Here is a 24,092-nt window from a genome sequence, read left to right as displayed (position 1 = left end):
GGAGCCGGGGATCTAACGTCACGATCCCCGACTCCGGGAGGCTCCCGTGTCCGCACCCCTCGACACCTACCCGCGCTATCCGCTCCTCTTCGGCCCCTCGCCCGTGCACCCCCTGGAGCGGCTCACCCACCGTCTCGGCGGCGCCACGCTCTGGGCCAAGCGGGAGGACTGCAACTCCGGCATCGCGTACGGCGGGAACAAGACCAGGAAGCTGGAGTACCTGGTCGCCGACGCCCTCGCGCAGGGCTGCGACACGCTCGTGTCGATCGGCGGCGTCCAGTCCAACCACACCCGCCAGGTCGCCGCGGTGGCCGCCCGCGCCGGGCTCAAGTGCGTGCTGATCCAGGAGAGCTGGGTCGACTGGCCGGAACCCGGCTACGACAAGGTCGGCAACATCCAGATCAGCAGGCTCGCGGGCGCCGATGTGCGCCTGGTGCGGGCCGGGTTCGGCATCGGCGTCAAGGAGAGCTGGGAGCGGGCGGTGCGCGAGGTCGAGGAGGCGGGCGGCAGGCCGTACGCGATACCGGCGGGCTGCTCGGAACACCGGCTCGGCGGCCTCGGCTTCGCGCAGTGGGCGTACGAACTCGCCGAGCAGGAAAGGGACCTGGGGGTCTTCTTCGACACCGTCGTCGTCTGCTCGGTGACCGGATCCACCCAGGCGGGCATGGTCGCGGGCTGCGCCGCGCTCGCCGAGGAGGGCGGCAGGCCGCGGCGCGTCCTCGGCATCGACGCCTCCGCCGAGCCGGACCGCACCCGCGAGCAGATCACCAGGATCGCCCGCTCCACGGCGGAACTCATCGGTGTGTCCCGGGACGTGGCGGCGGACGTCGAGCTCGACGAGCGCTATCACGCGGGCACCTACGGCCTCCCCGACGAGGCGACCCTCGACGCGATGCGCCTGGCCGCGCGGACGGAGGGCATGGTGACCGACCCGGTCTACGAGGGGAAGTCGATGGCGGGCCTCGTCGACCTGGTGGCCAGGGGCGAGATCCCGCGCGACGCGACCATGCTCTACGCCCATCTCGGCGGGCAGCCCGCGCTCAACGCCTACAGCACGCTTTTTTGAACGTACGGAGTGTGATGGGCGGGGTGCGCAGCGTTACCCGCGTAGCCCGTTCGGGTCGTGTCCGGGGCCACCGGGCAGTGTGCTGCGGCTGCGTTTTGTGTGTCTGTTCCATACCGATGTGAGGGCGGTGTGAGCTCGAAGCATGGTGCGCCGGGTCTCCGGGGGCGCATACTGCGAACATGACGAGGCCCCCCGGCTCGCGCCGCCACCTGCCGAACAGTCCCTTCAACGTGCCCGCTCCGCCCGCACCACCCGTTGAGCAGTTCGCCGTGGGCGACCGGGTCTCCCACGACCAGTACGGACTCGGGAGGATCGTCGGCGTCGAGGGAGAGGACGCGGTGGTCATCGACTTCGCCGGGCGTCAGGGACGTTTCCTGAGCCCCTACCCGAAGCTGGCCAAGCTGTGAGTCCGACTGTGACCTGACACACGTGAGGGGCGGCGGACCGTGCATGCGGTCCGCCGCCCCTCACGTGTGTCTCCCGGCCCTTACAGCGCCTGCGCCGAGGGCTTCACCATGCCGCGCACCGTGCGGGACTTCACGAACTGCCCCATCGCGGTCATCTCCCACTCGCCGGTGAACTGCTTGATCAGCTTCGCCATCATCACGCCGGTCTGCGCCTCGGCGTTGGTCAGGTCGAAGCGGACCAGCTCCTCGCCGGTCGACGCGTCGATCAGGCGGCAGTACGCCTTGGCGACCTCCGTGAACTTCTGTCCCGAGAACGAGTTCACCGTGAAGACCAGGCCCGTGACCTCCTGGGGGATACGGCCGAGGTCGACGACGATCACCTCGTCGTCACCGCCGCCCTCGCCCGTGAGGTTGTCGCCGGAGTGCTTGATCGCGCCGTTCACGATCGAGAGCTTGCCGAAGTAGCAGCTGTCCACGTGGTTGCGCTGCGGGCCGTACGCGATGACGGACGCGTCCAGGTCGATGTCCTTGCCGCGGAACGCGGGCTCCCAGCCGAGGCCCATCTTGACCTGCGAGAGCAGCGGACGGCCGCCCTTGACCAGGGACACCGTCTGGTTCTTCTGGAGGCTGACCCGGCCCTTGTCCAGGTTGATCTTCCCGGCGCCGGGCGCGGGCGCGGCGGGGGCCGGGGGAGCGGCGGGCGGTGCCGGAGCGGCCAGGCGCGGGTCGGAGACGGGCGGCGGCGGGCCCTGCACGGGCTGGCCCACCGGGGGCGCCATCGGAGGCGCGGGAGCGGCGGGAGCGGCTGCCGGAGCGGCCGGAGCGGGCTCCTCCACCGAGACGCCGAAGTCCGTGGCGATCCCGGCGAGGCCGTTGGAGTACCCCTGGCCGACGGCACGGGCCTTCCACGCGCCGTTGCGCAGGTAGATCTCGACGATCACCAGCGCCGTCTCGGTGCCGAGCTGCGGCGGGGTGAAGGTGGCGAGCACCGAGCCGTCGTCCGCGTTGCGGATGGTGGCCGTGGGCTCGACGCCCTGGAAGGTCTGGCCCGCCGCGTCCGGGCTCGCGGTCACGACGATCTTCTCGATGCCGGGCGGCACGGCGGCCGTGTCCACGGTGACCTTGTCGGGGGTCGTGCCGCCGCCGGACTGGTAGGTCACACCGGGGCCCGAGGGCTGGTTGAAGAAGATGAAGTCGTCGTCGGAGCGCACCTTGCCGTCGGCGGTGAGCAGCAGGCCCGATACGTCGAGCCGCACGGGGGCGGCGACGTCCACCGCCACGCGGGCGGCGGTCAGCGGGATGTTCGAGCCGGGGGTCATAGCTGTCATGCCGGGAGTAACGAACGACCCGGCTTTGCCGTTCCCTTACCCGCGGCGGGTTTTTCTCAGCCCTGATTGCGGGCGTGCGACCGTGCCGAGCGCTCGTTGCCGCGCTTGTAGTTGCCCGTCCAGCGGGCCATCACCAGCTGCGGGTCGCCGCCCTCGGCCTCGGCGAGGAACCGCTCGGCGCGCGCCCCGCGCAGGGTCCCCGCCGCACGGGCGCCGTGGGTGATGACGACGCTGCCGTCGGGGCGCTGTTCGTAGGTGAATCCATGAGGTCTCGGCATGGCCGGGAGCGTATGTCCCGGCCGCGCCGAGCGGTACCGGATTTACGGCGCCACGATGCGCGGCACCGCGGCTTACGGCACCACGACGATCTTGCGTCCCGCCCCCGAGGCGAACCGGTCGAGCGCCTGCGGGTAGGAGTCGAGCGGCAGCCGGTCGCTGATGAACACGTCCGGGTCGAGCACCCCGCCCGCGAACAGCTCGGCGGCCCGCTCGTAGCTGTGCAGGACCGCCATCGATCCGGTGATGGTGATCTCCTGGTTGTAGATGCGGTACGGGTCGATGCTGACCCGCGTCGCGTAGTCCGAGACGCCGAATTGCAGGAACGTTCCGGCCTTGGCGACCCGGCCGAGACCGTCCTGGATCGCCGCCGCGTTGCCCGTCGCGTCGATCACCACGTCCCAACCCTCGGGCCTGTCGAGTTCGTCGGGCCCGGCAGCCGACCCGGAGACGCCGAGGAGCTTCGCCGTCGCGAGCCGCTCGGGGTTGAGGTCGACCACGTCGACGGAGGCGGCGCCGGTCCGCTTGGCCAGCTCCAGCATCATCAGGCCCATCGTGCCCGAGCCGTAGATCAGGACGTGCGCGCCGAGCCTGGCCCGGAGGACGTCGTAGCCGCGCACCGCGCAGGAGAGCGGCTCGATGAGGGCCGCGTCCTGGGTGCGTACGTGGTCGGGCAGCCGGACGCAGTTGGCGGCGGGCGCGAGGGCGTACTGGGCGGCGCCGCCCGCGGTGGTCACCCCGATCGCGGCCCACCGCTCGCAGAGGTTGCCGCGCCCGACCCGGCAGTAGCGACACTCGTGGCAGTGCAGCGACGGGTCCACGGCGACGCGGTCGCCGACCGCGAGACCGCTCACGTCACGGCCGAGCGCGGCGACGGTGCCCGCGAACTCGTGCCCCGGCACCACGGGGAGCGTCGGGGCGAACTCGCCCTGGCGGATGTGCAGATCGGTGCCGCACAGGCCGCACGCGGCGACCTCCACGACGACCTCGCGGGGCCCTGGCGTGGGGTCCGGCACCTCGCCGACGACGACCTTGCCCACCGACTCGACGATCGCGGCCTTCATTTCACAGCTCCCAACGACAGGCCCTGGACCAGCTTGTCCTGGGCGGCGAACCCCGCGGCGAGCACCGGCAGGGAGATCACGAGCGACGCGGCGCACACCTTCGCCAGGAACAGGCCCTGGCTGGTGATGAAGCCGGTCAGGAAGACGGGCGCGGTCTGGGCGACGACGCCGCTGAGCACCCGGGCGAAGAGCAGCTCGTTCCAGCTGAAGATGAAGCAGATCAGCGAGGTCGCGGCGATCCCTGGCAGCGCGATGGGCGCCACCACGCGCGTGAGGACGGTCGGCAGCCTGGCCCCGTCGATCTGCGCGGCCTCGATGATCGCCTTGGGCACCTCGGAGAGGAACGACTGCATCATCCACACCGCGATCGGCAGGTTCATCGAGGTGTAGAGGATGACGAGCAGCCAGATGTTGTCGAGCAGACCGGTGTTCTTGGCGAAGAGGTACAGCGGCAGCAGGCCCGCCACGACCGGCAGCATCTTCGTCGAGAGGAAGAAGAAGAGAACGTCCGTCCACTTCTTCACGGGCCTGATGGACAGGGCGTACGCGGCGGGCAGCGCGAGCACGAGCACGAACAGGGTCGAGACGACCGACGCCACCGCCGAGTTGATCAGCGAGGGCCAGGGGCTCGCGCCGCCGCCCGCACCGAAGAAGTCGCGATAGCCGTCCAGGGTCAGGGGCGCGGCGAGCGAGGGCGGGTTGGTGGCGGCGTCCTGCTCCGAGTGGAAGGACGTCAGGGCCATCCACGCGATGGGCAGGAAGAACAGGATCCCGGCGAGCCAGGCCACGAGGCCGAGCGCCCGCCCCTTCGCGGGGGACTTCGCGGCGGACTTCGTAGAGGTCGAGGAAGAGGTCGAGGAACTCAACGTGACACCTCCTCACGGAAGAGGGACGAGACGACCCGCAGGGCGAAGGTCGCGATGATGATCGAGCCGATGACGACGAGCACGCCCGCCGCGGAGGCCAGACCGTTCTCGTGGGCCTGGTAGAAGCTCTGGTAGACGGTGTAGGGCAGGTTGGCGGTGCCGAGGCCGCCCGAGGTGATCGTGAAGACGGCGTCGAAGTTCTGCACGATGTAGATCGAGCCGAGCAGCGCGCCCAGTTCGAGGTAGCGGCGCAGGTGCGGCAGCGTCAGATGGCGGAAGACCTGCCAGTTGTTCGCGCCGTCCATGCGGGCGGCCTCGATGAGTTCGGTGTCGCGGCTCTGCAGCCCCGCGAGCAGGATCAGCATCATGAAGGGCGTCCACTGCCACACCAGGGACGCCTCGATGGCGAGCAGCGGGGTGTCGGAGATCCAGTCGGGCTGGCTCGCGCCGTCGCCGCCGACCCAGTGCAGGAGCCCGTTGAAGAGCCCGTACTCGGGGTTGTAGAGCACGTGCTTCCACAGCAGCGCGGCGGCCACGGGCACCAGCAGGAACGGCGCGATGAGCAGCGTCCGCACGATCCCGCGCCCCCGGAACCTCCGGTCGAGGAGCAGGGCGAGGCCGAGCCCGATCACCAGGCTCGCGATGACCACGGAAGCGGTGAGCAGGATCGTCGTCAGGACGGACTTGCGCAGGTCGGGGTCGGTGAGGACCTCGGTGTAGTTGGCGAATCCGGTGAAGCTGCGGGCGTCCGGGTAGAGGGCGTTCCAGTCGAAGAAGGAGATCACCAGGGTCGCCACGAACGGCAGTTGGGTCACGACGACCATGAAGATCAGGGCGGGCAGGAGGGGGGCCCTGGTGGCCCAGGCGCGCAGCCGTCCCGGTGGCCCCTGCTTGCGGGCGGTGGGCACGCGCGCGTGCCCGGCGGCGGTGGTGCTCGCGGTGGCGGTCATCGTCCCTCGTACTCCTCGGAGATCTTCTCGGCGAGGTCCTGTGACTTCTCCAGGGCCGACGCGACGGACTGGCGTCCCGCGATGGCCGCGCTGATCTCCTGGGAGACCTTGGTGCCGAGGTCGGTGAACTCGGGGATGCCGACGAACTGGATGCCGGGCGCGGGCCGCGGCTGTAGTCCCGGGTCTCGGGGCCTCGCGCCCTCGATGGCGGCGCGGGTGACGTCCTGGAAGGCGGCGGCTTCCTTGCGGTAGGCGGGGTTCGCGTAGGTGGACGCGCGCTTGCCCGCGGGCACGTTCGACCAGCCGATCTTCTCGCCGACCAGTTCCTCGTACTCCTTACCGGACGCCCAGGAGATGAACTTCCACGCCTTGTCGGGGTTCTTGGACGCCTTCTGCAGGCCCCACGCCCAGGTGTAGAGCCACCCGGAGCTCTTCGTCCGCTCCACCGGCGCGGCCACATAGCCGATCTTGCCCTTGACCGGGGACTTGGCGGCTTCGAGCGATCCGGCGGCGGCCGTCGCGTCGTACCACATGGCGGTCTTGCCCTGGGTGAGGTTGTTGAGGCACTCGGCGTAGCCGGACTGGGCGGCCCCCGACTCGCCGTGCTCGCGCACGAGGTCCACGTAGAAGCGCGTTGCCTTCTCGAACTCGGGGGAGTCGAGCCGGGCCTTCCAGCTCTTGTCGAACCAGGTGCCTCCGAAGGTGTTCACCACGGTCGTCAGCGGGGCCATCACCTCGCCCCAGCCGGGCAGTCCGCGCAGACAGATGCCCTTCATTCCCGGCCGCTCGCCGTCCACTTGGGCCGCGAGCTTCGCCACCTGCCGCCAGGTGGGCTTCGCCGGCATGGTCAGGCCCGCCTTCTCGAAGACGTCCTTGCGGTACATCAGGAAGGACGACTCTCCGTAGAAGGGCTGTCCGTAGAGCTTGCCGTCGTCGCCGGTCAGGGACTGGCGCATGGGCGGCAGGATGTCCTTCTCGTCGTAGCCCTTGTCCTGGTGGGCGTACGAACCGACGTCGTGCAGCCAGCCGTTCCTGGCGTAGATGGGTATCTCGTAGTTGCTGAGCGTCGCCACGTCGTACTGCCCCGCCTGGTTGGCGAAGTCCTGGCTGATCTTGTCGCGGACGTCGTTCTCGGGCAGGACGGTGAAGTTCACCTTGATGCCCGTCTCCTTGGTGAAGTGGGCGGCGGTGAGCTTCTGCAACTCCACCATCTGCGGGTTGTTGACCATCAGCACGTTGATGGAGTCGCCGCCTGAACCGGTTCCGCCCGCGCCGGTCCAGCATCCGGCGAGCAGCGGGGCGAGCAGCGCCCCTGCGGCGGCCGCGGTGAGCGCGCGCGGCCTGGGTCGGCTCCGGGTTCGCATGAATCGCTCCTGGACATAGAGGGACCAATGGGATGGGTGAGGGCGTGCGGGAGTGGGGAAGGAGGGCGGAGGTGGCGTCAGGCGCGGACGACCTGCGGCCCGAGCAGGGAGTACCGATGGGCCTCGGAGGCGGGCAGCCGGGCACCCGTGACGATCGCGTCGAGGTCGCCGACCCCCGCGAACCGGCAGAAGCTGCTCGCCCCGAACTTGGTGTGCACGCCCAGGAACACGGTGCGCCGCGAGGCCCGGATGGCCGCCGCCTTCACCTCGCTGACCGCCGGGTCGGGCGTGGTGAGGCCGTGCTCGCGGGAGATGCCGTTGGCGCCGATGTACGCCAGGTCGATGACGAACCCGGCGAGCATGCGGGTCGTCCAGTGGTCGACGGTGGCGAGCGTGCCGGGCCGCACCCGGCCGCCGAGCAGCAGCACCGTGACGTTCTCGGCCTCGGCGAGCGCGCCCGCGGTGGCGAGCGAGGCGGTGACCACGGTCAGCGAGCGGCCCGCCGAGGCCGCGGGCAGCGCCTCGGCGACCAGCTGCGGGGTGAAGCCCTCGTCGACGAAGACCGTCTCGGCCTCGCCGAGCAGTTCGGCGGCGGCCGCCGCGATGCGCCGCTTCTCCGGGACGTGCATGGTCGTGCGGAAGGCGAGGGTGGTCTCGAAGCCCGCGCTCTCCACGGGGTAGGCGCCGCCGTGGGTGCGGCGGACCAGACCGTGGTCCTCCAGGGCCCGCAGATCGCGGCGGACGGTCTCCTTGGCGACACCGAGCGCGGCGGCGAGCGCGGTCACGTCGACGGAGCCGGAGTGGCGCGCCGCGCTGACGATCTGCCGCTGACGCTCTTCCGCGGTCATCGGTGCCACCTCTTCCCCGGGGTCGTGCGGTGCCCGTTCGGGCCCTGTGGGGAAGTTCTACAGCGCGCGCCCCAGGGGTGAACAGGCTCGCAGGGTGCGCGATGCTGCCCGCATGTGCCCGTTTGGCGGGGCGACGGCCTGTGGCGCGGGCGTCGGGCGTGCCCGTTTCGGGGGTGAGGGATGCCCGTTCGCCGCCCGCTCGGCGGGCGGGCCCGGGTCAGGGGCGCTCGAAGGCGACCTCGGGGGCGGCCGGATCGGGACCGTCGAGCAGCGGCCGGGGGATGCCGCGCAGCTCCTGGTCGAAGAAGGCCCCGACGTAGGCGCGGGTGAGCCGCTGGGAGCGCTCGCCGGAGAGGGGCGCGCCGGGCAGCGCGGCGCCGAGCTGGTCGAGCAGGACCGGGGCGTCGGTGAAGGTGAAGTGTCCTGAGCCCTTGACCGTCAGCCACCGCTTCCAGCCGTCGAGGCCCCGCCAGGTGCGGTCCCAGCTCACGTCCCTGCCGCCCGCGCTGTGCTCGTCGCGGGTGCCGAGCATCAGGAAGGGGCGCCCCGCGAGCCCGGTGGGCGGTGTGTAGAAGGTGCCGTCCATGTTCAGGCCCGCCCGCACCCGCCGGTCGGTGGTCATGACGGCGAGCGCGGCGGCCCCGCCCACGGAGTGGCCGCCCGCCCCGATCCGGGCGGGGTCGATGAGACGGGAGTACCGCCAGGTCGCCTCGGGTCCCGTGAGGCGGTCGATGACGTACGAGAGGTCCTTCGCGCGCCCCGTGGTGACGGTCCTGAGCGCGCCGGGCTCGGCGAGTGTCCGACAGGCCGCGCAGGTCAGCGTCCGGCCGCCGGGGAACGCGGCGCCCGCCGCCTCGTAGGCGTGGTCGACGGTGGCGACGACGTAGCCGCGGCTCGCGAGGTCCTCGGCGAGGTGGGTCAACGTGGCGCGGGGCGTGGTGAATCCGGGCGAGAGCAGGACCAGCGGGAACCGTCCCTGGAGGGGGCGCGCGTCGGTGCGCGCGAAGGCGCGGGCGCCGCTGTAGGCGGCGGCGGACACCTTGCCCGCCATGTGGCCGGACTTCAGGAGGAGTTGCGCCTCCTTCTCGGTCATGTAGCGGGCGGGGCGCCCCGATCCGGGCAGTGCGGGGAGGCCGGGCAGTGCGGGGTAGTACGCGGAGACCATCAGCTCCCGCGCGCCCGCCGAGGACACCCAGGGGTCGCGGCGGCTCTCGTCGACGAGGTGCAGGGTGTCGCGGCCCACCGCGAACGGCCCGGTGGGCCGGGGCAGTTCGGCCCTCGCCGTGGCCGCGGAAGACGTCGCCCCGCCACCCGCCGCGCCGTGCGGCGTCGCGGCCAGGGAGGCCCCGCCGTCGGCCAGGGGCAGCGTCAGGGCCAGGGTGAGCAGCGGAACGAGGGCACGGCCGTGTGGGGTCTTCCGGGTTTCGCTCATGCAAAGAAACGCTAGGGCGCCGGTGCCCGGTGCCGCGTCGCCCCTGAGCAGGAAACGGAATGAATCCTTCGTCGAGAGAACGGCGACGTCATGGGACGAACGTCAGAGATCGCGGGCGCCGAACGTCGATCGAACAGGGAGCCCGAGGTCGGTTCGCGGGCGATCCGTTCGTCGCCCAGTTCGCAAACCGTTCGTCAGTACGGCCACACCGGCGGGTTCGTGCAGAAGTGGCCGCCCAGGTGCGCGTGGTCCGGATTGGCCGGGTCGAGCTCGCCCTGCTCGGCGACCAGCTTCTCGGCGTACTGCTCGGAGTCGTCCTGCGGCTCGTAGCCAAGGGCGCGGGCCGACGAGAGGTCCCACCACAGCCGGGTGTTGGCGGAGGAGCCGTAGACGACGGTGTGTCGCACGTCCTCGGCGGTGAGCGCGGCGTGGAAGAGCCGTGCCCCGTCGCCGGGGCTCATCCACACGGACAGCATCCGTACGTTCGTCGGTTCCAGGAAGCAGGAGCCGATGCGGACCGAGACGGTCTCGATGCCGTGCTTGTCCCAGTACAGCTGGGCGAGGTCCTCGCCGAAGGACTTCGAGAGGCCGTAGAAGGTGTCGGGGCGGCGCGGAGTGCCGACCGGGATCAGCGGCTGTTCGCCCCGGGGGCGCGGGGTGAAGCCCACCGTGTGGTTGGAGGAGGCGAAGACGACGCGCCGCACGCCCTCCTCGCGGGCGGCCTCGTAGAGGTTGTACGTCCCCTCGATGTTCGCCTTCAGGATCTTGTCGAAGGTGGACTCCAGGGAGATGCCCGCGAGGTGGAGCACGGCGTCGACGCCGCGCACGGCCTCGCGCAGCGCGTCCCGGTCGGCGAGGTCGGCGGTGACGGCGTCCGGCTCGCCGGGCAGGGGGCGCACGTCGAGCAGGCGCAGCGTGTGGCCGTAGGCCGGCAGGAGCCCGCGCATCAGGGTGCCGAGGCCGCCTGCGGCGCCGGTGAGCAGGACGGTGCGGGGAGCGGGCATGCGGGTCTCCTCGTGCGCGGCCGCGCGGGCCGCGTGCTGTCGTGCGGCCGCGCGGGCCACGTACTCATCCGCGTACAGGATTCACATCCATGGACACGCTAGGGATCTCGGTCGCGCCGCGTCAAGGGTCCCGGCGGCGTGGCCCGTGAGCACGTGCGGAGTCGTTGCGGAGCCGGAAAATCCGCTCCCGCGTGGGGAGTTCGCGCGCTTGACCGGCGTCTGGGGGGCGGCTTAGCGTGAGTGCGTTCAGGGATATGGACATGGATCAGAAACGTGCACGCCTAGGGAGAGCCCGTGACGTCAGCCCCCCTCGCCACTCGACTTCGCGTCCCCAGCGGGCCGTTGTTCTTCCCGGTCACCGCGTTCGGGCCCGACGGATCCGTCGACGTCGACGTCTTCCGCGCCCACGTGCGCCAGGGCGTCGAGGCCGGTGCGGCGGCGGTGTTCGCCTGCTGCGGCACGGGCGAGTTCCACGCCCTGACACCCGAGGAGTTCCAGGAGTGCGTCGCCGCCGCCGTCGCGGAGGCGGCGGGCCGCGTGCCGGTCGTCGCGGGCGCCGGATACGGCACCGCGCTCGCCGTGCGCTACGCCCGCCTGGCCGAGGAGGCGGGCGCCGACGGACTGCTCGCCATGCCGCCCTACCTCGTCGTCGCCGGACAGGAGGGCCTGCTCGGGCACTACGCCGAACTCGCCGCCGCCACCTCGCTCGACGTCATCGTCTACCAGCGCGACAACGCCGTGTTCACCCCGGAGACCGTCGTCGAACTCGCCCGCGTCGAGCGCGTCATCGGCTTCAAGGACGGCCTCGGCGACATGGACCTGATGCAGCGCACGGTCTCCGCCGTGCGCGCCGAAGGCCCTGACGACTTCCTCTACTTCAACGGCCTGCCCACCGCCGAGCTGACGGGGCTCGCCTACCGGGGCATCGGTGTCAGCCTCTACTCGTCGGCCGTCTTCTGCTTCGCGCCCGACATCGCGCTCGCCTTCCACCGGGCGTTCAACTCCGGTACGCGGGAGGGCGACGCGGCCGTGAACCGCCTCATCGACGGTTTCTACCGGCCCTTCGTCGAACTGCGCGCCGAGGGGCGGGGCTACGCCGTCTCGCTCGTCAAGGCGGGCGTGCGGCTCGGCGGCCTCGACGTGGGCCCCGTCCGCACGCCGCTGCACGAGCCCGCCGACGACCACGTCAAGCGCCTGGCCGAACTCGTCGAGCGGGGCAGGGCGTTGCTGCGGGAGGACGCGTGAGGGCCGCCGCGTTCCTCTACCCCTGGGACGTCGTCGGCGACCCCGATGCCCCCGCGCGCCTGGCGGGGCTCGGCGTCCGGCAGGTCACCCTAGCCGCCGCCTACCACTCCACGCGCGCGCTGACCCCGCGCCACCCGCGCCACCGCGTCGTCACGGCCGCGCACGCGTCCGTGCTTTACCCGCCGGGGGCGAGGTGGCAGGGGCGCGCGCCACGGCCGTACGCGGCGGGGGACTGGGCGCGCGGCGACGCCTACGGAGAGGCGGCCGAGGCCCTTCGAGGCGCCGGGATCGAGGTGCACAGCTGGGTCGTCCTCGCCCACAACTCCCGCCTGGGCGGCGACCACCCGGCCACCTCCGTCGTCAACGCCTACGGAGACCGCTACCCCTGGGCGCCCTGCATCGCCCAGCCCGCCACGCGCGCGTACCTGGTCGACCTCGCCGCCGAGGCCGCCGTACGCCCCGGAGCGCGCGGCACGGAACTGGAGTCCTGCGGCTGGTACGGCCTCGCGCACCTGCACGCCCACGACAAGATCGCGGGCGTCCCCCTGGGCGAGGCGGGGCAGTACCTGATGTCGCTCTGCTTCTGCTCCTGCTGCCGGGAGGGGTACGACGGGCAGGGTCTCGACCCCGACGCGCTCGCGTCCGCCGTCCGCGAGGGCCTGGAGCCCGTGTGGCGCGGCGAGGCCGAGGACACGGGCTGGGAGTCCGTCGAGAAGCTCATCGGCGCCCGGCCGGCGGCGGCCACGCGCGCGTGGCGCGAGGAGAGGGCCCGTACGCTCCAGGAGGCCGCGGTCGGCGCCGTCCGCGCGGCGGCCCCTGACGGCTTCCAGGTACTGCTGCACGCGGACCCGGTGCCGTACCACTGCGGCGCCAACGCGGGCGTCGACCCGGCGCACGTCCTGTCCGTGGCCGACGGCGTGGTGGTGCCCTGTGCGGGCGGCGCGCAGGCGCTGCGGCCCTTCGCCGCCCACCGGCGGGCAGGGGTGGTCCTTGCCGCCAACCTCACCGTGGTGAGCGGCATGGGCGGCAGCCCCGCCACGCTCGCCGCCGACGCGGCGCGGGCGGCGGACCTCGGGGCCACCGAACTCCGTCTCTACCACGCGGGACTGGCCTCGGACGCCGACCTCGCGCAGGTCGCGGAGGCCCTGTCACCCGCGCGGTGATCGCCGATACGATCCGCGCACCACGACCATCGCTCCAGTGATCAGGGGACAGAGGGAGACAAGGTGCGCAACAAGGGGATATCCGCGCTGGCCTGTGCCGGACTGATGGCGGGGGTCGCCGTGCTCGGCGGCGCGGTGCCCGCCACCGCGGGGACCGGCGCGGCGGCCCGGGCCGGTGACGCGGCGACCGACATCCGCGGACAGCTCGAGAAGATTCCCGGCATGACGGTCGTCTCCGTCGCCGACAAGGAGGGCTTCCCTCTCTACACGCTCACGTACGCCCAGCCCGTCGACCACCGCAAGCCCCAGGGCGCCACCTTCACCCAGCGCGCCACGCTCTGGCACAAGGACACGGGCAAGCCGACCGTCCTCTACACCGGCGGCTACACCCTCGCGGGCGGCACCACCGCGCTCACCAAGCTGATCGACGCCAACCAGGTCAGCGTCGAGCACCGCTACTTCGCGCAGTCCCGGCCCTCCGGCGCGGCGGGTGACGACTGGTCCAAGATGACCGTCCAGCAGGAGGCCGCCGACGAGCACCGGCTCACGAAGGCCCTGCGCACGATCGAGCGGGGCAAGTGGCTGGGCACCGGCGCCAGCAAGGGCGGCATGACGGCGACGTACCACGAGCGCTTCTACCCCGAGGACCTCGACGCCGTCGTCGCGTTCGTCGCGCCCAACGACGCGAACAACCGCGACGACAGCGGCTACGAGCGCTTCTTCAAGACCGTCGGTACCCAGGAGTGCAGGACCGCGCTCAACGCCGTACAGCGCGAGATGCTCGTACGCCGCGACGCCCTGCTCCCCAAGTTCGAGGCGGACGCCGAGACCAACGGCGACACCTTCGAGGAGACCCTCGGCACCACCGACCGCGCCTACGAGTTCGCGGTCCTCGACCAGGTGTGGAACTTCTGGCAGTCGGGCACCGCGGCGGACTGCCCGACCGTGCCCGACGCGAAGAAGGCCACCGACGACGAGCTCTACGACTGGTCGAAGAAGCACGGCTTCAGCGTCTACCAGGACGAGACCCTCGGCACCAACGGCACGGGCCCCTACTACCGCCAGGCCGCCACCCAACTCGGCTGGGCCGACCTCAAGTTCAAGCACCTCAAGGACGTCCGCCATCACCCGGACATCTACCAGCCCAACTCGGTCCTGCCCGCCGCCATGCGCGGCACGTACGAGAACAAGACCATCGCCGACGTCGACCGCTGGGTGCGGACCAAGGGCCAGCGGATGATGTTCGTCTACGGCGAGAACGACCCGTGGAGCGCGGAGAAGTTCACCCCGAGCCACCGCGACTCCCACCGCTACGTGGTGCCGGGCGCCAACCACGGCGCGTCGATCGCCAAGCTGCCCGCCGCCGAGCAGGCGGAGGCCATCGCGACGATCAAGCGGTGGGCGGACGTGAAGTAGCCACATCCCCCGCCCCCTTGGCGCCTCCGAACCTCAGCAGGGGCGCGGCGATCAGCAGCCGCGCCCCCGCGAGCACCGGGAGCAGGATCGCGATGTCGACGCTCTCCACGAGCGCCGCGCCCGCCGCGATGCCGATCGCGGTGGGCGTGAACATCAGGGTGTTGGCGGTCGCCGCCACCCGGCCGAGCAGTGCGTCGGGCGTCTCGCGCTGGACCGCCGTCAGGGCCGCGATCAGGACGCAGGGCAGGCCGATGCCGTTGGTGAGGCTACCGGCGAGGGCCGTGGCGTCGTGCGGCACCGCAGTGAGCAGCGCGGAGACTCCCGTCAGAGCGATGCCCGTGCCGCCGAAGCGGCGCGCGCCGAACCGCCGGAGCAGTGACCCCGACGCCACGCCCACCGCGACGGACCCCACGCCCTGCACGACGTAGAGCACGCCCGTGTACGTGGGGGAGTGGCCGAGCCGGTCGACGACCGCGAAGAGCGTCGCTCCGGTGATCCCGGAGGTCAGCATGGTCAGGCCGCCCGCCGTCACCAGGGGCCGCAGCCGCTCGTGCCGCCACAGGTACCCGGCCCCCTCCACGGTCCGCGCCCGCAGCGACGCGCGCTCGCGCGCCGGGACGGACTCGCGCACCCGAAGGAGTGCGAACATCCCGGCGGCGAGCACGAACGTGACGGCGTCGAGGAGCGCCACCGGCGCGCCTCCGTAGGCGGCGAAGAGGCCCGCGCCCGCGAGCGGCGCCACCAGCTTCATGCCCTCGTTCGCGGACATCCGCAGACCGTTGAAGTCACCGAGCAGCTCCTTGTCGACCGCCGTCGCGACCAGGGCTGCCTCCGCCGCGTCGGTGACGACGCCGCACGCCCCGTACACGAAGAGCACCGCGAACAGGATCCAGAGCCGTCCCGCGTCGTCGACGGAGGTCAGGGACAGGAGCAGGACGGCGAGCGCGAGATTGGCGGCGACGAGGAGCGGCCTGCGGCGGGTGCGGTCGGCGAGGGTGCCGAGCAGCGGGCCCATGAGGGTGGGCGCCCACAGGGCGAACTGGCAGAGCGCGGCGAGCCCGTCGGAGCCCGTCAGGTCCTTCACCCAGATCCCCGATGCCAGCCACAGCGCGGAGCTCCCGAAGCCCGAGACCACCACCGCGCCGAGATAGAGCCCCGCGTTGCGGTCCCGCAGGACCCGCACGATCGTCGATGTCATGCCGACCGATGCTGGTTCCTAAGGCCCCCCGGACGGAATCGGGCGGATTGCCTAGCGATCCGCGATGAGTTCGGGCCACCGGACCGGTCTACCAGGGGAGAGCTACCGACAACGCCCGCTCCACCGACTCAGAAGGACCTGTCATGACCGACACGCTCGACCTGGGGCCGCAGGCCCGCCTCGTGGCACGCATCGCCGACCGCGTCGCGGACGAACAGCTCACCGGGCCCACCCCCTGCCCCGACTACGCGGTGCGCGAGGTGCTCGGCCATCTCCTCCACCTCTCCCGCGCGTTCGCCCAGGCCGCCCGCAAGGACCTCGGGCCCGAGCTCGACAGGGACCCGGGGAGCTCCGTGCCGGAGCTCGAATCCGGCTGGCGCGCCGAGCTGCCCAAGGCGCTCGACGCCCTCGCCGACGCCTGGCGCGACCCGGCGGCCTGGCAGGGCATGACCCGTGCGGGCGGCATCGACCTGCCGGGCGAGGTCGCGGGGCTCGTCGCCGTCGACGAACTCGTCGTGCACGGCTGGGACCTGGCGCGCGCCACCGGCCAGGAGTACGCGCCCGACGTGGCGAGCCTGACGGCGGCCAAGGCGCTGCTCACGCCCGCCGAGGGCGGGGACGGCGACGAGGGCGGCCTGTTCGGCACGCCGGTACCGGTGCCGGACGACGCGCCGCTCCTGGACCGGGTCATCGGGCTGAGCGGCCGCGACCCGCGCTGGACGCCGGTGAGTTGAGGAGGAGCGGGGAGCGGGCGCCGGGGGCTCCCGGCGCCCGTGGGTCGGGCAGGGATCGGCCAGGGATCGGGCAAGTACCGGGCAGGGGTGGGGCAGGACCCGGGCAAGGTCCGGGCAATGCTCGGGCATCAGCCGGGCATGGAGATCTGGTATCGATCGATTAAAAGGTCTCCCAAAGGGGCTCCCCACATCCGGGTCAATGCGCGTAGACAGTCGGTGACCTGCCCGATCCACGAACCGACCCGGAGATCGCATCCATGCGGAAGTCCCTGCGCGTGGCCGCCCTGGCCACCACCTGTACCGTCGCGGGCGCCGTCCTGTACGGCACCGTCGCCACCGCCGACCAGGACCGGCCCCGCGCCACCAAGGAGCCCCACAACATCGGCCTGCTCGTCGGCGAGATCGACGCGTACTACGGCGCGACCAAGGGTGCCGACGGCGTCTGGAAGTCCTCGCCCGACAGCCCCTACGCCAAGGACCTGGCCCGCATCCAGGCCAAGGCGAAGAAGGACATCAAGAAGGCCGCGCGCAAGGCCCACCACGGCCACGGCAAGAAGCCCGCGATCGTCCTGGACGTCGACGACACCGCGCTGCTCAGCTTCGACTACGAGAAGTCCACCAACTACACGTACAACAACGACAGTTGGGACGCCTACGTCAAGGCGGCCAAGCGCCCGGCCGTGTTCGGCATGCCCGAACTGGTGAAGTACGCCAAGAGCGAGGGCGTCGAGGTCTTCTTCCTCACCGGGCTCGCCGAGTCGCAGCGCGAGGGCGCCGTCACCAACCTCGCGAAGGCGGGGTACGACACGCGCCTCGACCGCACCCACGTCTTCACCAAGAACAAGGCGAACCCCCCGGCCTACCTGAGCCACTGCGCCACGCCCGGGGCCTGGAAGTGCGACACCGTCCAGTTCAAGGAGGGCACCCGCAAGCACATCGAGTCGACGGGCTACGACATCGTCGGCAGCTTCGGCGACCAGGTCTCCGACCTCGCGGGCGGCTACGCGGACAAGACGTACAAGCTCCCCAACCCGACGTACTTCGTGGGCTGAGCCCGTCCCTCCCCACTCTGCTCAGCGTCGCGAGATAGGTTGCATTCCTGACTAGCTAGCTCTACGGTCTAGGTAGCTCAGACGCTCAGGGCTGCGCGGCACAGGACACCACAGGTGCCGCGCGGCCCCCAGGGAAGGGGGATCCCATGACCATCTCGCCGGACTTCTCGGCCGCGGCCACGACCGTCACGGCCGCGCTCGCCGCCTATCTGCTGCTCGGTGAGCCCTGGCTCGGCCGCCGCGCGTACGGCTCGCTGGCCCGCCGCAGGGACACCGAACCCCGCGCCCTGGTCCGCTACTTCACCTTCGTGCTCGCCCTGTGGTGGGCCCTCGCCGCCGTCGCCTTCGCGGCGCTGCTGCTCTCGCCCGCCGTGTCCGCCGCCGACTTCGGCCTCACGATGCCGGAGCGCCCCGGGTACGCCGTCGCCATCGTCCTGATCATCGGGGCGGCCGCGGTGGCCTCGGGGCGGAACTTCCGCGACCTCGCCGCGCAGGGCAAGAACGTGCCGGGGATGGCCGCCATCGAGGCGATGCTGCCGCGCACCACCGAGGAGCGCAGGCTCGCGACCGCCGTCGCCGTGACCGACGGCATCTGCGCCGAACTGGTCTACCGGGGCCTCCTGATCGCCTTCGGCGTCGGCGCGCTCGGTCTCGACCTCTATGCGGCGGCGGCCCTTTCCGTCCTCGTCTACGCGGTCGCCGGTTACTACCAGGGCCGCCAGGGCGTCCTCGTCTTCGGCATCTTCGGCGCGGTGCTCACCGGTCTCTACCTCGCGACGGGCAGCCTGCTCGTCCCGGTCGCCGTGCACGTGATCCTCTCGCTGCGCGACCTGATGCTCCCCGCCCCTGACATGCTGCGCGGCGCGCCCGCCGCCTGACCCCGAAAGGCCGTCGTCCCCATGCTGAGAGGCAGACCGCAGTGACCGCCGACCGTCGCGCCAGCTGGTTCAAGGGCGTGCTCGACCTCCTCGTGCTCGCCGGCCTCACCGACGGCGAGAGCTACGGCTACGAGATCGCCAAGCAGCTCGGCGCGGCGGGCTTCGGCCAGATCAAGGGCGGCACGCTCTATCCCGTCCTCAACCGCCTGGAGGAGGCGGGCCTGGTCGACGCGGAGTTCCGGGCGACCGAGAAGGGCCCGGGACGCCGCTACTACCGGCTCACCGACACGGGCCGGGAGACCCTCGGCGAACAGGGCGGCCTGTGGCTCGCCTTCGACGCCTCCGTACGTGACGTCCTCGCGAGGGCGGGAGTGGATCCACGATGAACACCCGTTTCGAGCAGGACGGCTACCTCATCGACCTGGCCGAACGGCTGCGGGCGCACGGCCTGCCCGCCGATCGCGTCCAGGCGACCGTCGCGGACCTGGCCGCCCACCTGGAGGAGTCGGGGGCGGACGACGCCGAGGCCGAGTTCGGGCCCGCCGACGAGTTCGCCGCGCAACTGGTGCCCGCCACGGGGGAGCGGGCACAGGACGCACCGGCCGAGCAGGTGGAGACCTGGCGCTGGACCGCCGACACCTACGTCGACGAGGAGCTCCTGAACCGCTTCGGCGACGAGGGCTGGGAGGTCGAGCGGGTCGACGCGCTCGGCCGCTTCGTCAGCCACCGCGACCTGACGAGCCCGCAGCGCTGGGAGTACCGGCGCGAGCTGGTGACCCGGGGGCGCGAGGGGCTCGACGCGCGCCTGGCCCCCGACGGCTGGGAGGCGTGCGGCACCTGGATCGTCTATGCCTGGTTCAAGCGCCCCAAGGCCGCGAGCATCGGCCCCGCGGCCCGGCTCGCGGACGCGCCGCCGGCCCCCGGGCGCACCAGCTTCCTCAGCCGGAAGTTCTCCGTCCTGCTGGCCGTCCTCGCGGTCGCGGTGGCCGTGGCGGGTGTCGCCGTGGCCGTCGGCGACGACGATGCGAGCTCCGGCGGGGGCTTCGTGGTGGGCCTGCTCTGCGGAGCCGCCGCGGTGGCCGCGGTCCTCTGGGTCACCCAGACCTGGCTGGCCCGCTCGCGTTCGCGCTCCCGCTAGCCCGCGCGCCTCGGGCCTGTCAGGTCGGGATCCGCCGGACAGGCCCGAGGTCGCCCCTCATGACGTGAGCCGTTCCTCACGACTTCAGCGCCGCCGCCATCATCGCCTTCGCGATCGGCGCCGCCAGGCCGTTGCCGCTGACCTCGTCGCGTGCCGCGCTCGACGACTCGATCATCACCGCGACCGCGACCTCCTTGCCGTCACCGCCCTTGGCGTACGAGGTGAACCAGGCGTACGGCGTCTTGCTGTTGTTCTCGCCGTGCTGCGCGGTGCCGGTCTTGCCGCCGACGGTCGCGCCGCTGATCTTCGCGTTCGTGCCGGTGCCCTTCTCGACGACCGTCTGCATCGCGGACTGCAGGCCCTCGGCGGTGGACTCGCTCATCACGCGCTGCGCTTCGTCGTCGCCGTACTTCTCCAGGACGTCGCCGCTCGCGTCGCTGATCTGCGAGACCATGTACGGCTTGGCGAGCTCGCCGCCGTTGGCGATGGCCGCGGAGACCATCGACATCTGCAGCGGGGTCGCCGTCACGTCGAACTGGCCGATGCCGGTCAGCGCCGTCTGGGACTTCTCCATGTCGGACGGGTAGACGCTCTTGCCCGCGCGCACCGGCACGTCCAGCTTGTCCGCGTTGAAGCCCATCTTCTCGGACATCGCCTTGACCTTGTCCTGGCCCAGGTCGACGGCCATCTTCGCGAAGACGTTGTTGCACGAGTACTGGAGCGCCGTGCGGATGTCGGCGTTCTCGCAGGGGGCCGACCGGTTCTCGTTGTGGAGGACCGTCCGCGTGCCGGGCAGCGTGTACGGATTCGGGCTGCTCGTCTTCTCGTCCACCGAGCCGTAGAGACCGTCCTCCAGGGCGGCCGCCGCGACGACCAGCTTGAACGTGGAACCGGGCGGCAGCGGCTGGCGCATCGCGCGGTTGACCATCGGCTTCTCCTTGTCGGTGGTCAACTCCTTCCACTCCTTGGAGTCCGTGGAGCCGCTGATCTTCGACGGGTCGTACGACGGGGTCGAGACCATCCCGAGGATCTTGCCGGTCTTGGGGTCGATGGCGACGGCGGCGCCCTTGATGTCACCCAGCGCCTTGTAGCCCGCCTTCTGCACCGCGGGATCGATCGTGGTCACGACGTCGCCGGGGTCGGCGCGCTTGTTGGTGACCGTGTCCAGCGGGTTCTTCAGCCGGTTGTCCGTGCCGTCGAGCAGGTCCTTGTAGATGCCTTCCAGCTGGGTGGCGCCGTAGACCTGGGAGCTGTATCCCGTGACCGGTGAGTAGAGGTCGCCGTCCTTGTAGGTGCGCTTGTACGCGAGGTCTCCGCCCTTCGTCCGCTCGGAGCCGGTGATCGCCTCACCGCCCACGATGATGTCGCCCAGCGGGTTCGCGTACTGCTCTATCGCGTTGCGCCGGTTCAGCTTGTCGTCCGCGAGAGCCTTCGAGTCGTAGAACTGCACCCATGTCGCCCGCACCAGCAGGGCGAGCACGAGCAGCAGCGCGAAGACCGAGGCGTGCCTGATCGTCTTGTTCATCCCACGGAAGGACGAGCGAAGGGGAGCGGTTCGTTCCCTTCTGCGCCGCTTCCGGCCGTTTTCTCAGAGAGTTCTTAAGGTTCGGCGCGCCCGGTGGCCCCGGAGAGCGTGCCTCAGTCGGTCTTCATGAAACCCGCCTCGTACGCCGCGATCACCGCCTGCGTACGGTCGCGGGCGCCCGTCTTGGCGAGCACGGACGCCACGTGCGTCTTGACCGTCGCCGGGCCGACCCCCATCCGCCCGGCGATCTCCGCGTTGGTCAGGCCCACCGCCATCAGCCGGAGCACCTCGCTCTCCCGTCCGGTGAGCCGGGCCACCCAGGCGGGCGGCTCGGGCCTGGCGCTGCCGTACTCGGCGGCGAGCGCGCGGACGGCGGCGGGGAAGAGCAGCGAATCGCTGTGCGCGACGATCCGCACGGCCTGCACGAGGGAGTCCGCGTCCGCCCGCTTGAGGAGGAACCCGGACGCGCCCGCGCGCAGCGCCTCGTACACGTAGGAGTCGTTCTCGAAGGTCGTCACCACGACGATGCGCGGCGGCTCGGGCATCGCCGCCAGGATGCGCTCGGTGGCGCGGATGCCGTCGACCTCCGGCATCCGGACGTCCATCAGGACCACGTCGGGCGTCAGCTCCCGCACCACCGAGACCGCCTCCGCACCGGTCGCGGCCTCGCCCACGACCTCGATGCCCGGCTCGGCGGAGAGGATCGCGCGCAGCGCGGTGCGCACCATGCGCTCGTCGTCCGCGAGGACGACCCTGATGTCGTGCGCCGTCATGGCTGTCCCTGCCATTGCTGTCCCTTCAGAGGAAGTCGTACGTCGAGCCGCCACACGCCGTCCGAGGCACCCACCCGCGCCGTGCCGCCGAGCAGCCGCGCCCGGTCGGCGACGCCGCGCAGGCCGTGGCCGCCGCCGGGGCGCGAGCCGGGGGAGTGCGGCGGCAGGGGGTTCTCGGCGGTGACGCTCAGGCCGGTGTCGTCCAGGGCGACGCGCAGCGTCACGGAGGTGCCTTCGCCGCCGTGCCGCAGGGCGTTGCTCAGGGCCTCCTGCACGATGCGGTACGCCTCGCGGGAGACCAGGGGCGGCACCGCTTCGACGTCCGCCGCCACGTCGGCGCTCACCCGCAGTCCGCCCGCCCTGGTGCGGCGCAGCAGTCCCGCCAGGTCGGCGAGGGTCGGCGCGGGCTCGGTGGAGCGGGCGTCGTCGGCCTCGCGCAGCACACCGAGGACGGCGTCGAGCTCGCCCACCGTGCGCCGGGTGGTGTCCTCGATCGCGGCGAGCGCCTCGCGGACGAACTCCGGGTCCTTGTCGAGGACGCGGCGGGCCGCGCTCGCCTGGAGCGTCACGGCGCTCAGCGCGTGGCCCACCGAGTCGTGCAGCTCGCGGGCGAGGCGGTTGCGTACGGCGAGGTCGGCGGCGTGCTGTTCGGCGGCCGCGAGCCGGTCGGCGGGCGTCGGACCGAGCAGCGCGGGCGCCCAGCGCGCGAGCAGCCCGCCGGCCGCTGCCGCGCACGCCCCGAGCGCGGTCAGGGCCGCGAGGCCGATGAGCGGCGCGAGCGCGAGGAACCACGGCTCGTCGAAGACGGCGGGCGATCCGGTGCTCCCGGCCCGCAGCCCCGGCGCCACCGGCAGGGCGATCAGGAAGACGGCGAACGGCGGCAGCGCGAGCGACATCCCGCTGATGATCCCGCCGAAGCCGAGATGGAGCGTGAACCACGCGACGGTACGGGCCCGCGCCGCCCGGCTCCGCGCGGGCCCGTCGGCGAGCGATCCCCCGGGCACGTCGCAGAGCGCGCGCACGGCGGCCACCGACATCGGGCGGGTCAGCGGGAAGAGCGCGGTGATCGCGGCGAGCGGCAACCCGACGGCGAAGGAGGTGAGTTGGGCGGCCACCGAGCCGAAGAACTGCTTGTCGCCGAAGAGCGGGCCGACGATCACGGAGCCGACGAAGACGTACGGCATGGCGAGGGCGCCGCCGAGGATCAGGTGGATCCATCGGCGGCGCGTCCGCCGCCCGAACAGGGCGGCCGCCAGGTCCTTCACGCGGTGGACCCCGACCTCTCCTTGAGGAAACGCGCGCCCGTGGCGGCCACGAGCAAGCCGATGATCATGCGCACAGCGTAGGTCAGGAGCATCGGTCCGGTGGGCCGCTGCCCGACGTCGCCCGCGCTGACGAGCGCGCCGAAGAGCAGCCAGCCGCCCCAGCAGCCCACGGCGCCCGAGCCGAGCCAGGCGAGGGTGAGCGGCACCTTCACGGGGAGCAGCGGCGGGCGCCGCAGGACGAGCAGGAGGGCGCCCGCGACGGCCGCGAGGCAGTAGACCGCGCTCAATCCCTCCAGTACGGCGGACCCGGTCGTGCGCCCATCGGCCTGCGACGCGTTGAGCCCGGCGTCGACTCCGGAGGCCCACAGCAGGTGCGCGGTGACGGGGAGGAGCGCGAGCAGCGCGGCGCTGTACGCGGCGATCCGCGGGCCCCTGGCGCCGTCGCGCGGCAGCTCCCCGAGGCGTCCGCGCCACAGGTGGGCCCAGCGGTCCTTCGCGTACGGCACGAAGAGGGCGCCGAGGGCGATGCCCTGGACGATGAAGCCGCCGTAGACGACGCCGAACACCCAGTCGTGCAGGAAGGGTTCGGAGCTCTTCTCGCCCTCGGAGCCACCGCCGCCGAGTGCCGTCGCGAGCAGTTGCAGCGGGAACCCGGCCATGATCGGCACGAGCAGTCCACTCGCCACCCACATCGGCACGACGAGCAGCCACGCGGGCGTGCGCAGGCCCCAGGGGCGGGTCAGGAGCAGCACCAGGACGAGCACGGCCGCGTCCATCAGGACGGTCAGGCCGTTGGCGAGGACCATCGTGGTGCGGTGCTCGAGGAGGGGGCTGCCCGCGGGGATCCCGAGGTGGCTCCCGAAGATCCAGGCGACCTTGAGCGAAAGATAGGGAAGACAGGCGACTTGGGCGACGCCCCGCAGTGCGCGGCGGGCCCGGCTGGGCCGAAGGGGCACGCCACCGCCCGCCGTGCGCGTGGTGGGGCCCGGGGGAGGAAAGGCAAGCGAGGTCTGCTCCATGGCTCAACGCTCCCGCGCCCCCGCGCCCCACACGTCCTGCGCGGCGACGATCCGCCTCCGCCGTGCGGGGGAGGCCCGTGT

The 24,092-nt window shown here is 72.0% G+C and carries 24 protein-coding genes; 10 read left to right on the top strand and 14 right to left on the bottom strand.

The genetic code is table 11. The annotated features are described in order from the left end of the window. Window positions 1-46 precede the first annotated feature (46 nt). Together KY5_RS09155 and KY5_RS09150 are read left to right on the top strand one after the other, a co-directional pair. A complete protein-coding gene (locus KY5_RS09155) occupies window positions 47-1,066 on the top strand; it encodes a 1-aminocyclopropane-1-carboxylate deaminase (protein WP_098241757.1) in 1,020 nt (339 codons plus the stop codon). 179 nt (window positions 1,067-1,245) lie between these two features. Continuing rightward, window positions 1,246-1,473, top strand: a complete 228-nt coding sequence (locus KY5_RS09150) for a CarD family transcriptional regulator (RefSeq protein ID WP_055549867.1) — start codon at window positions 1,246-1,248, stop codon at window positions 1,471-1,473. Window positions 1,474-1,553: 80 nt separating this feature from the next. On the opposite strand, the gene KY5_RS09145 is transcribed toward KY5_RS09150, so the two are convergent. The 9 genes from KY5_RS09145 to KY5_RS09105 form a co-directional block, all read right to left on the bottom strand. Then, entirely contained in the window at window positions 1,554-2,792 is a 1,239-nt protein-coding gene (locus KY5_RS09145) for a TerD family protein (RefSeq protein ID WP_199843540.1), read from the bottom strand. 65 nt (window positions 2,793-2,857) lie between these two features. Further along, the gene (locus KY5_RS09140; RefSeq protein ID WP_098241755.1) at window positions 2,858-3,079 is read right to left on the bottom strand and encodes a hypothetical protein; all 222 of its coding nucleotides are present in this window, start codon (window positions 3,077-3,079) and stop codon (window positions 2,858-2,860) included. 72 nt (window positions 3,080-3,151) lie between these two features. Beyond that, window positions 3,152-4,141: a zinc-dependent alcohol dehydrogenase family protein gene (locus tag KY5_RS09135; RefSeq protein ID WP_098241754.1), complete on the bottom strand. Its 990-nt coding sequence runs from the start codon at window positions 4,139-4,141 to the stop codon at window positions 3,152-3,154. Beyond that, window positions 4,138-5,007 (bottom strand): carbohydrate ABC transporter permease, encoded by an 870-nt coding sequence (locus tag KY5_RS09130; RefSeq protein ID WP_199842996.1) that lies wholly within the window; start codon window positions 5,005-5,007, stop codon window positions 4,138-4,140. Before KY5_RS09130 ends, KY5_RS09135 begins: the two co-directional genes overlap by 4 nt. Further along, window positions 5,004-5,957 carry a carbohydrate ABC transporter permease gene (locus KY5_RS09125; RefSeq protein WP_234362664.1) on the bottom strand — a complete coding sequence of 318 codons (954 nt, stop codon included), beginning with the start codon at window positions 5,955-5,957 and terminating at the stop codon, window positions 5,004-5,006. The genes KY5_RS09130 and KY5_RS09125 overlap by 4 nt, the downstream gene beginning before the upstream one ends. Then, window positions 5,954-7,321 (bottom strand): ABC transporter substrate-binding protein, encoded by a 1,368-nt coding sequence (locus KY5_RS09120; RefSeq protein WP_098241753.1) that lies wholly within the window; start codon window positions 7,319-7,321, stop codon window positions 5,954-5,956. The genes KY5_RS09125 and KY5_RS09120 overlap by 4 nt, the downstream gene beginning before the upstream one ends. Before the next feature lie 77 nt (window positions 7,322-7,398). Continuing rightward, window positions 7,399-8,169, bottom strand: coding sequence for a DeoR/GlpR family DNA-binding transcription regulator (locus KY5_RS09115; protein WP_199842994.1), 771 nt, complete (start codon window positions 8,167-8,169; stop codon window positions 7,399-7,401). A 217-nt stretch (window positions 8,170-8,386) separates the two neighbouring features. Next, window positions 8,387-9,601 (bottom strand): alpha/beta hydrolase family protein, encoded by a 1,215-nt coding sequence (locus KY5_RS09110; protein ID WP_098241751.1) that lies wholly within the window; start codon window positions 9,599-9,601, stop codon window positions 8,387-8,389. A gap of 194 nt (window positions 9,602-9,795) precedes the next feature. After that, window positions 9,796-10,605, bottom strand: a complete 810-nt coding sequence (locus KY5_RS09105; protein ID WP_098247135.1) for an NAD-dependent epimerase/dehydratase family protein — start codon at window positions 10,603-10,605, stop codon at window positions 9,796-9,798. A 294-nt stretch (window positions 10,606-10,899) separates the two neighbouring features. On the opposite strand from KY5_RS09105, the gene KY5_RS09100 reads away from it, so the two are divergent. The 3 genes from KY5_RS09100 to KY5_RS09090 all read left to right on the top strand — a co-directional run bounded on the left by KY5_RS09100 (window position 10,900) and on the right by KY5_RS09090 (window position 14,429). Then, on the top strand, window positions 10,900-11,850 hold the full coding sequence (locus KY5_RS09100) for a 5-dehydro-4-deoxyglucarate dehydratase (protein WP_098241750.1): 951 nt from the start codon (window positions 10,900-10,902) through the stop codon (window positions 11,848-11,850). Further along, entirely contained in the window at window positions 11,847-13,013 is a 1,167-nt protein-coding gene (locus tag KY5_RS09095; RefSeq protein ID WP_098241749.1) for a hypothetical protein, read from the top strand. The genes KY5_RS09100 and KY5_RS09095 overlap by 4 nt, the downstream gene beginning before the upstream one ends. A 63-nt stretch (window positions 13,014-13,076) precedes the next feature. Continuing rightward, window positions 13,077-14,429: a S28 family serine protease gene (locus tag KY5_RS09090; RefSeq protein ID WP_098241748.1), complete on the top strand. Its 1,353-nt coding sequence runs from the start codon at window positions 13,077-13,079 to the stop codon at window positions 14,427-14,429. Here KY5_RS09090 and KY5_RS09085 read toward each other — a convergent pair. Further along, window positions 14,404-15,627 (bottom strand): MFS transporter, encoded by a 1,224-nt coding sequence (locus tag KY5_RS09085; RefSeq protein WP_098241747.1) that lies wholly within the window; start codon window positions 15,625-15,627, stop codon window positions 14,404-14,406. The genes KY5_RS09090 and KY5_RS09085 overlap by 26 nt on opposite strands. A gap of 143 nt (window positions 15,628-15,770) precedes the next feature. Here KY5_RS09085 and KY5_RS09080 point away from each other — a divergent pair, with 143 nt between their 5' ends. The 5 genes from KY5_RS09080 to KY5_RS09060 all read left to right on the top strand — a co-directional run bounded on the left by KY5_RS09080 (window position 15,771) and on the right by KY5_RS09060 (window position 19,429). Beyond that, window positions 15,771-16,361 carry a TIGR03086 family metal-binding protein gene (locus tag KY5_RS09080; protein WP_098241746.1) on the top strand — a complete coding sequence of 197 codons (591 nt, stop codon included), beginning with the start codon at window positions 15,771-15,773 and terminating at the stop codon, window positions 16,359-16,361. A gap of 257 nt (window positions 16,362-16,618) precedes the next feature. Continuing rightward, window positions 16,619-17,413, top strand: coding sequence for an HAD family acid phosphatase (locus KY5_RS09075; RefSeq protein WP_098241745.1), 795 nt, complete (start codon window positions 16,619-16,621; stop codon window positions 17,411-17,413). 146 nt (window positions 17,414-17,559) lie between these two features. Next, window positions 17,560-18,291 (top strand): CPBP family intramembrane glutamic endopeptidase, encoded by a 732-nt coding sequence (locus KY5_RS09070; RefSeq protein ID WP_098241744.1) that lies wholly within the window; start codon window positions 17,560-17,562, stop codon window positions 18,289-18,291. Window positions 18,292-18,332: 41 nt separating this feature from the next. After that, window positions 18,333-18,677, top strand: a complete 345-nt coding sequence (locus tag KY5_RS09065) for a PadR family transcriptional regulator (protein ID WP_098241743.1) — start codon at window positions 18,333-18,335, stop codon at window positions 18,675-18,677. Next, a complete protein-coding gene (locus KY5_RS09060; RefSeq protein ID WP_199842992.1) occupies window positions 18,674-19,429 on the top strand; it encodes a hypothetical protein in 756 nt (251 codons plus the stop codon). The genes KY5_RS09065 and KY5_RS09060 overlap by 4 nt, the downstream gene beginning before the upstream one ends. Window positions 19,430-19,505: 76 nt before the next feature. On the opposite strand, the gene KY5_RS09055 is transcribed toward KY5_RS09060, so the two are convergent. The 4 genes from KY5_RS09055 to KY5_RS09040 form a co-directional block, all read right to left on the bottom strand. Then, the gene (locus KY5_RS09055; protein WP_098241742.1) at window positions 19,506-20,954 is read right to left on the bottom strand and encodes a peptidoglycan D,D-transpeptidase FtsI family protein; all 1,449 of its coding nucleotides are present in this window, start codon (window positions 20,952-20,954) and stop codon (window positions 19,506-19,508) included. A gap of 113 nt (window positions 20,955-21,067) precedes the next feature. Then, window positions 21,068-21,742: a response regulator transcription factor gene (locus KY5_RS09050; protein WP_418952753.1), complete on the bottom strand. Its 675-nt coding sequence runs from the start codon at window positions 21,740-21,742 to the stop codon at window positions 21,068-21,070. Then, the gene (locus tag KY5_RS09045; RefSeq protein ID WP_098241740.1) at window positions 21,724-22,992 is read right to left on the bottom strand and encodes a sensor histidine kinase; all 1,269 of its coding nucleotides are present in this window, start codon (window positions 22,990-22,992) and stop codon (window positions 21,724-21,726) included. The genes KY5_RS09050 and KY5_RS09045 overlap by 19 nt, the downstream gene beginning before the upstream one ends. Beyond that, window positions 22,989-24,011: a hypothetical protein gene (locus tag KY5_RS09040; RefSeq protein WP_234362663.1), complete on the bottom strand. Its 1,023-nt coding sequence runs from the start codon at window positions 24,009-24,011 to the stop codon at window positions 22,989-22,991. Before KY5_RS09040 ends, KY5_RS09045 begins: the two co-directional genes overlap by 4 nt. Window positions 24,012-24,092: the final 81 nt, after the last annotated feature.

It is taken from the genome of Streptomyces formicae (assembly GCF_002556545.1).
Taxonomy (GTDB): Bacteria; Actinomycetota; Actinomycetes; order Streptomycetales; family Streptomycetaceae; genus Streptomyces; species Streptomyces formicae_A.
This window is presented reverse-complemented; position numbering and strand designations above follow the sequence as displayed.